The organism is Streptomyces sp. 150FB (genome assembly GCF_000818195.1).
Lineage (GTDB): Bacteria > Actinomycetota > Actinomycetes > Streptomycetales > Streptomycetaceae > Streptomyces.
Genome location: NZ_JTHL01000001.1, coordinates 2,055,348 through 2,062,630, shown reverse-complemented (window position 1 = coordinate 2,062,630; position 7,283 = coordinate 2,055,348). Strand labels below are relative to the sequence as shown.

Here is a 7,283-nt window from a genome sequence, read left to right as displayed (position 1 = left end):
CCGACTCCGCGTCCTTCGACGAGGTCCTCGAACTGCTCCACCTCGGTGGCCGCTCGCTCCCGCACTCGGTGCTGATGATGGTCCCCGAGGCGTGGGAGAACCACGAGACGATGGACCCGGCCCGGCGGGCGTTCTACCAGTACCACGCGACGATGATGGAGCCCTGGGACGGCCCCGCCTGCGTCACCTTCACCGACGGCACCCAGGTCGGCGCCGTCCTCGACCGCAACGGACTGCGCCCCGGCCGCTACTGGGTGACCGACGACGGCCTCGTCGTCCTCTCCTCCGAGGTCGGCGTCCTCGACATCGACCCGGCCCGCGTCGTCCGGAAGGGACGCCTCCAGCCCGGCCGGATGTTCCTCGTCGACACCGCCGAACACCGCATCATCGAGGACGACGAGATCAAGGCGGCCCTCGCGGCCGAGCAGCCGTACGAGGAGTGGCTGGAGACCGGCGAGATCGAGCTGGAGGACCTGCCCGAGCGCGAGCACATCGTGCACACCCACGCCTCGGTCACCCGCCGCCAGCAGACCTTCGGCTACACCGAGGAAGAGCTGCGCGTCCTGCTCGCGCCGATGGCACGCGCCGCCGCCGAGCCGATCGGCTCCATGGGCACCGACTCGCCGATCGCGGCGCTCTCCGGCCGGCCCCGGCTGCTCTTCGACTACTTCACCCAGCTCTTCGCGCAGGTCACCAACCCGCCGCTGGACGCCATCCGCGAGGAACTCGTCACCTCGCTGCGCTCCTCCCTCGGCCCCCAGGGCAACATCCTGGAGCCGAAGGCCGCGTCCTGCCGCAGCGTCACCCTGCCCTTCCCGGTGATCGACAACGACGAACTGGCCAAGCTCGTCCACATAAACGCGGACGGCGACATGCCCGGCATGAAAGCCGCCACGCTCTCCGGCCTCTACCGCGTCAGCGGCGGCGGCGACGCGCTCGCCGCCCGTATCGAAGAGATCTGTACGGAGATCGACGCCGCCCTCGAATCAGGCGCCCGGATCATCGTGCTCTCCGACCGGCACTCCGACGCCGAGCACGCCCCGATCCCCTCCCTGCTGCTCACCGCCGCCGTGCACCACCACCTCATCCGCACCAAGCAGCGCACCCAGGTGGGCCTGCTGGTCGAGGCCGGTGACGTACGCGAGGTGCACCACGTCGCGCTGCTCATCGGGTACGGCGCCGCGGCCGTCAACCCGTACCTGGCGATGGAGTCCGTCGAGGACCTGGTCCGCGCCGGCACCTTCATCGAGGGCCTCGAACCCGAACAGGCCATCCGTAACCTGATCTACGCGCTCGGCAAGGGCGTCCTGAAGGTCATGTCCAAGATGGGCATCTCCACCGTCGCCTCCTACCGGGGCGCGCAGGTCTTCGAAGCCGTCGGCCTCGACGAGGCGTTCGTCGGGAAGTACTTCAGCGGCACCGCCACCAAGATCGGCGGCGCCGGCCTCTCCGTCGTCGCCGACGAGGTCGCCGCCCGGCACGCCAAGGGCTACCCCGCCTCCGGGATCTCGGCGAGCCACCGCAAGCTGGAGATCGGCGGCGAGTACCAGTGGCGCCGCGAGGGTGAACCGCACCTCTTCGACCCGGAGACCGTCTTCCGGCTCCAGCACGCCACCCGCTCCCGCCGCTACGACATCTTCAAGAAGTACACCGGCCGCGTCAACGAACAGTCCGAGCGCCTGATGACCCTGCGCGGCCTGTTCAAAATCGCCTCCGGACGTGACCCGATCTCCATCGACGAGGTCGAGCCGGCCTCCGAGATCGTCCGCCGCTTCTCCACCGGCGCCATGTCGTACGGCTCGATCTCCCTCGAAGCGCACGAGACGCTCGCCGTCGCCATGAACCAGATCGGCGGCAAGTCCAACACCGGCGAGGGCGGCGAGGACGCGCGCAGGCTCCACGACCCGACGCTGCGCTCCGCGATCAAGCAGGTCGCCTCCGGGCGCTTCGGCGTCACCAGCGAGTACCTCGTCAACGCCGACGACATCCAGATCAAGATGGCGCAGGGCGCCAAGCCCGGCGAGGGCGGTCAGCTCCCCGGGCACAAGGTCTACCCGTGGGTCGCCAAGACCCGGCACTCCACCCCCGGCGTCGGCCTCATCTCGCCGCCGCCGCACCACGACATCTATTCCATCGAGGACCTCGCCCAGCTCATCCACGACCTGAAGAACGCCAACCCGGCGGCCCGCATCCACGTCAAGCTGGTCTCCGAGGTCGGTGTCGGCACCGTCGCCGCCGGCGTCTCCAAGGCGCACGCCGACGTCGTCCTCATCTCCGGACACGACGGCGGTACGGGCGCCTCCCCGCTCACCTCGCTCAAGCACGCGGGCGGCCCCTGGGAGCTGGGCCTCGCCGAGACCCAGCAGACCCTGCTGCTCAACGGGCTGCGCGACCGCATCGTCGTCCAGACCGACGGACAGCTCAAGACCGGGCGTGACGTGGTCATCGCCGCGCTCCTCGGCGCCGAGGAGTTCGGCTTCGCGACAGCGCCGCTCGTCGTGTCCGGCTGCGTGATGATGCGCGTCTGCCACCTCGACACCTGCCCCGTCGGCATCGCGACCCAGAACCCGGTGCTGCGCGAGCGGTTCTCCGGCAAGGCCGAATACGTCGTCAACTTCTTCGAGTTCATCGCCGAGGAGGTCCGTGAACTCCTCGCCGAGCTGGGCTTCCGTACGCTCGAAGAGGCCGTGGGCCACGCCGAGTACCTCGACACCGACCGCGCCGTGAACCACTGGAAGGCGCAGGGCCTCGACCTCGGACCGCTCTTCCACGTGCCCGACCTGCCCGACGGCGCCGTGCGCCACCGCATCAACGAGCAGGACCACGGCCTCGCCAAGGCCCTCGACAACGAGCTGATCAAGCTCGCGGCCGACGCCCTGAGCGCCGAGAGCGCGGAGGCGGCGCAGCCCGTACGCGCCCAGATCGCCATCCGTAACATCAACCGCACCGTCGGCACGATGCTCGGCCACGAGGTGACCAAGAGGTTCGGCGGCGACGGTCTGCCCGACGACACCATCGACATCACCTTCACCGGCTCGGCGGGACAGTCCTTCGGCGCCTTCGTGCCGCGCGGCGTGACCCTCCGGCTGGAGGGCGACGCCAACGACTACGTCGGCAAGGGCCTCTCGGGCGGGCGCGTCGTCGTACGGCCCGACCGCGACGCCGACCACCTCGCCGAGTACTCGACCATCGCCGGCAACACCATCGGCTACGGCGCCACGGGCGGCGAGCTGTTCCTGCGGGGCAGCACAGGCGAACGCTTCTGCGTCCGCAACTCCGGCGCCACGGTCGTCTCCGAAGGCGTCGGCGACCACGGCTGCGAGTACATGACCGGCGGATACGCCGTGGTCCTCGGCAGGACGGGACGTAACTTCGCGGCCGGCATGTCCGGCGGTATCGCGTACGTCATCGACCTCTCCCCGGACAACGTCAACCCCGGCAACGTATCGGCCGTCGAGGCTCTCGACGACGCCGACAAGCAGTGGCTGCACGACGTCGTGCTCCGCCACCAGGAGGAGACGGGATCCACCGTCGCCGAGAAGCTGCTGGCCGAGTGGGACACGGCGGCGAGCCGCTTCAGCAAGATCATTCCGACCACGTACAAAGCAGTGCTCGCCGCCAGGGACGCCGCCGAGCTGGCCGGACTCTCCGAGACCGAGACCACCGAGAAGATGATGGAGGCGGCGACCAATGGCTGACCCGAAAGGCTTCCTCACCACCGGGCGCGAAGTAGCCGCGACCCGTCCTGTCGAGGAGCGCGTCAAGGACTGGAACGAGGTCTACGTCCCCGGCTCGCTCCTGCCGATCATCTCCAAGCAGGCCGGACGCTGCATGGACTGCGGTATCCCGTTCTGCCACAGCGGCTGCCCGCTCGGGAATCTGATCCCCGAGTGGAACGACTACGCGTACCGCGACGACTGGAAGGCCGCCATCGAGCGGCTGCACGCCACGAACAACTTCCCGGAGTTCACCGGGCGGCTCTGCCCCGCGCCGTGCGAGTCGTCGTGCGTGCTCGGCATCAACCAGCCGCCCGTGACCATCAAGAACGTCGAAGTCACCATCATCGACAAGGCGTGGGACAGCGGCGACGTCACCCCGCAGCCCCCCGAGCGGCTGTCCGGCAAGACCGTCGCCGTCATCGGCTCGGGCCCGGCCGGACTCGCCGCCGCCCAGCAGCTCACCAGGGCGGGCCACACCGTCGCCGTGTACGAGCGCGCCGACCGCATCGGCGGCCTGCTGCGCTACGGCATCCCGGCCTTCAAGATGGAGAAGGTGCACATCAACCGCCGCATCCAGCAGATGCGCGCCGAGGGCACCAAGTTCCGCACGGAGGTCGAGATCGGCCGTGACATCGACGCGAAGAAGCTGCGCAAGCGCTACGACGCCGTGGTCATCGCCGCCGGAGCCACCATCTCGCGCGACCTGCCGGTGCCGGGCCGCGAGCTGAACGGCATCCACTTCGCGATGGAGTACCTGCCGCTGTCCAACAAGGTGCAGGAGGGCGACCTGACGGTCTCCCCGATCACCGCCGAGGGCAAGCACGTCGTGGTCATCGGCGGCGGCGACACCGGCGCCGACTGCGTCGGTACGGCGCACCGCCAGGGCGCCGCCTCCGTCACCCAACTGGAGATCATGCCCCGGCCGGGCGACGAGCGCGCCGAGCACCAGCCGTGGCCGACCTTCCCGATGATCTACAAGATCACCACGGCGCACGAGGAGGGCGGCGAGCGCCTCTACGCCGTCTCCACGACCCACTTCGAGGGCGACGAGGACGGCAACGTACAGTTCCTCCACCTCAAGGAGGTCGAGTTCAAGGACGGCAAGCTGGAGCCGAAGTCCGGCAGCGAGCGTAAGATCCCGGCACAGCTCGTCACGCTCGCCATGGGCTTCACCGGCACCGACCAGTCCAACGGCCTGGTCGAGCAGTTCGGTCTCGCACTCGACGAGCGCGGCAACATCGCGCGCGACGAGGACTTCGCGACCAATGTGCCCGGCGTGTACGTCGCCGGGGACGCGGGCCGCGGTCAGTCCCTGATCGTCTGGGCGATCGCCGAGGGCCGCTCGGCGGCGCGCGGTGTGGACCGGTTCCTGACGGGCACCAGCGAACTGCACGCGCCGATCCAGCCCACGGACCGCGCGCTGACGGTCTGAGCCGGGGGTCCGTACCCCGGTGAGTGCCCCGGCACTCCAACAAACGTCCCGTACAACGGCGTACGGGCGGTGACGGTCGCGGGGGTATCCCCGGGGCCCTCCGCAAGACGCGGCGCCTGCCTCCAGTCCCCGACCGGACCGATGGCGGGCGCCGTGGCATGTGGAACCGGACGGCGCCGGACCGTGCCGGACGGCGCGGATCCGGGTGATCCTCGATCTTGGCGTGTCGCGCTCGAAATCGTCCGACCCGGCATGCTAGGCTTCCCGTGTTGCAGTTTTGGTACCCATGAACTTTATGTGCGCCTGACGGGAATGCTTCCTCAGGCGCATTTTATTGTTTTTGCCGGCTTCTCCGGATGGGGCTCAATGCGGCGACGAGGAATCCGTGAAGTGCGGATTTCCGGCTCTGCACCTGTTTTAGGAGAATGACATGGCAACTGGCACAGTGAAGTGGTTCAACTCGGAAAAGGGCTTCGGCTTCATCGAGCAGGACGGCGGCGGCGCCGACGTCTTCGCCCACTACTCGAACATCGCCACCCAGGGCTTCCGTGAGCTCCAGGAGGGCCAGAAGGTCTCGTTCGACGTCACGCAGGGCCAGAAGGGCCCGCAGGCGGAGAACATCGTCCCGGCCTAATTTCCGGACGTGTACCTCGCAGCCGGGGCCCGCACCTGCATGGTGCGGGTCCCGGCTCGCGCCGTCCTCAGGCCCAGGAAGGCTTTTGCCGAATGACCCGACCCGAACGCCAGGACCGTGCCACAAGAACGGCCGGCAAGCGCCCGGTGAATTCCCGTGCAGGCGGATCCGCCAAAAGCTCGCCGAAAGCACCGTCCCGGCGCGCCCCCGCACGTCCGCAGGAATTCACGCTGCCGGAGAGCATCACCCCCGCACTGCCCGCCGTCGAGGCGTTCGGCGAGCTGGACATGCCCGCGGCACTCCTCAAGACCCTCGCCGCCCAGGGCATGACCGACCCCTTCCCCATCCAGGGCGCGACCCTGCCTAACTCCCTCGCCGGCCGTGACATCCTCGGCCGCGGACGGACCGGTTCCGGCAAGACCCTCGCCTTCGGACTCGCGCTCCTCGCCCGTACGGCGGGCCGCCGCGCCGAGCCCCGCGCACCCCTGGTGATGGTGCTGGTCCCCACGCGTGAACTCGCGCAGCAGGTGACCGACGCCCTCACCCCGTACGCCACCGCCGTGAACCTGAAGATCGCCACGGTCGTCGGCGGTCTCTCCATCAGCAAGCAGGCCGGCCAGCTCCGCCGTGGCGCCGAGGTCCTCGTCGCCACCCCCGGACGGCTCAAGGACCTCATCGAGCGCGGCGACTGCCGGCTCGACCAGGTCGCCATCACGGTGCTCGACGAGGCCGACCAGATGGCCGACATGGGCTTCATGCCGCAGGTCACGGCGCTGCTCAAGCAGGTACAGCCGGACGGACAGCGGATGCTGTTCTCCGCGACGCTCGACAAGAACATCGACCGGCTCGTCCGGCAGTACCTCAGCGACCCCGTGGTGCACTCCGTCGACCCGTCCCAGGGCGCGGTGACCACCATGGAACACCACGTGCTGTACGTGCAGGACGAGACCGACAAGAAGGCCGTCACCATCCGTATCGCCGCGCGCGACGGCCGGGTGCTGCTCTTCCTCGACACCAAGCGGTCCGTGGACCGGCTGGTCAAGCGGCTGCTCGCCAGCGGAGTACGGGCGGCGGGCCTGCACGGCGGACGCTCCCAGCCGCAGCGCAACAGGACCCTCGACCAGTTCAAGACCGGACAGGTCACCGTGCTCGTCGCGACCAACGTCGCGGCGCGCGGCATCCACGTCGACGACCTCGACCTGGTCGTCAACGTCGACCCGCCCGTCGACCACAAGGACTACCTCCACCGTGGCGGACGCACCGCACGGGCCGGGGAGTCCGGCAGCGTCGTCACCCTGGTGCTGCCCGAGCAGCGCCGGGAGATGACCCGGCTGATGTCCGACGCGGGCATCGACCCCAAGTCCGCCAGGATCAAGTCGACGGACGAGGAACTGGCGCAGCTCACCGGTGCGCGCGAACCCTCCGGGATCGCCATCACCATCGACGTGCCGCAGGCCGTCGTCCAGCCGAAGCAGAAGCAGCGCACCTCACGCCCCGC

General features: G+C 69.3%; 4 protein-coding genes. All 4 read left to right on the top strand.

Annotation, left to right across the window (positions count from 1 at the left end; all coding sequences use genetic code 11):
- The coding region (gltB, locus tag QR77_RS08485) for a glutamate synthase large subunit (protein ID WP_040020691.1) at positions 1-3,698 on the top strand (3,698 nt) is incomplete at its 5' end.
- Positions 3,691-5,151, top strand: coding sequence for a glutamate synthase subunit beta (locus tag QR77_RS08480; protein WP_040020690.1), 1,461 nt, complete (start codon positions 3,691-3,693; stop codon positions 5,149-5,151). The genes gltB and QR77_RS08480, both read left to right, overlap by 8 nt.
- 430 nt (positions 5,152-5,581) lie before the next feature.
- Entirely contained in the window at positions 5,582-5,785 is a 204-nt protein-coding gene (locus QR77_RS08475; protein WP_015607926.1) for a cold-shock protein, read from the top strand.
- Between the two features lie 92 nt (positions 5,786-5,877).
- Positions 5,878-7,283 (top strand): DEAD/DEAH box helicase (locus QR77_RS08470; protein ID WP_063798014.1); only part of this gene is annotated, 1,406 nt, incomplete at its 3' end.